1 protein-coding gene is annotated in these 1312 nt (G+C 28.0%); it reads right to left on the reverse strand.

Going from position 1 to position 1312, the window contains the following annotated elements:
• Positions 1–58: 58 nt before the first annotated feature.
• The gene (locus BLP58_RS11715) at positions 59–790 is read right to left on the reverse strand and encodes an ABC transporter ATP-binding protein (RefSeq protein WP_013854586.1); all 732 of its coding nucleotides are present in this window, start codon (positions 788–790) and stop codon (positions 59–61) included.
• Positions 791–1312: the final 522 nt, after the last annotated feature.

Raw genomic sequence — 1312 nt, forward strand, 5'->3', positions numbered from 1 at the left:
CACCTTAGAATCTTACTTTGATTAAATAAAGAATAAAAAATCAATCTATGAGAAAGATCTATTTACACAAAAGATTTGACAGTTTCAAAATAATATGTCCTTGAACCAAAATAAGTAATCTTTTAGAAATAGCTTCAATATCACGTAAATTATGTGATGTGAATATAATTGTGGTTTTGTTTATTCTATTCTCTTCAAGTAAAAAATCGTATATATTTTTCTGAGTTTCTATATCTAACCCTAACGTGGGTTCATCAAGAAATAAATATTTAGGAGAATGTATGAGTGCACATAATAATTCACATTTTACTCTTTGACCTAACGACAACTTTCGAACAGGTATTTTAATAATATCTTTTAGATTCAATACTTCTACTAAGTAATTCAATCTGTTTTTATAGTTTTTATCAGTTAGCTCATAAATTGCGCTAAGCATATTAAACGTGTCTATAGGTGGTAAATTCCACGATAGTTGTGTTTTTTGACCAAACATTACACCTATGTTTTGATAAAAAGATTTGCAATGTAAAGCCGGATTAATATTATCTATTTTAATATTGCCCTCAGTTGCTTCGATTATTCCAGTTAATAACTTTGCAAAAGTTGTTTTTCCAGCTCCATTAGGTCCAATTAATCCTATTACTTCACCATCCTTAATAGTTAGATTTAATGTATTAATTGCCCTTTTTTTGTGGCTTTTTCGTCTAAAAAAATCTTTCAATGCACCTTTTAAGCCAGGGTTCTTTTCAAATGTTACATAATCAAATGAAACATTTTTCATTTCTATCATATTCTCACCGCTTTAGTATTTTTTAATAATTAAATTATATTATCATCTTTGATAAAGTCAATAGAGTTATAAAACTTAGTAATTTTTAGAGCTAAAAGTTTTTTTGCTACACCTAAAAACAATTTGACATGCATGCTGTTTTTCTACGTATATTGGTTATAGTCAATTCTTTTACCAATAACTTAAGTACTTTTACTAGAAGATGTTGTCTTCGATGATTTTTATAATGCGAATGTATCCTCTATTGCTTACAATGAATTCAAAGAGCAGTTTGAAACGCTTAAATTGAAGAAAGCAAGAGAAGTTGCCAGAATAATTAATGAAGAGATGTAATTGTAGTTTGTTTTGTTCATTAATTATATGTGTAAATAAGAAGCGCCCTAATTTAAGTTAAGGCGCTTCTTTAAGTATTGGCATTATCATATTCAGGCTCTATAATTTTTCCTGTTGATGACTTATCAATATGATAAGCTGTTAACAGGTTTTTTATTGCATAAAAAAGGAGGACATAGTCCCCTGTAA

This window comes from Lactobacillus kefiranofaciens (assembly GCF_900103655.1).
Taxonomy (GTDB): Bacteria; Bacillota; Bacilli; order Lactobacillales; family Lactobacillaceae; genus Lactobacillus; species Lactobacillus kefiranofaciens.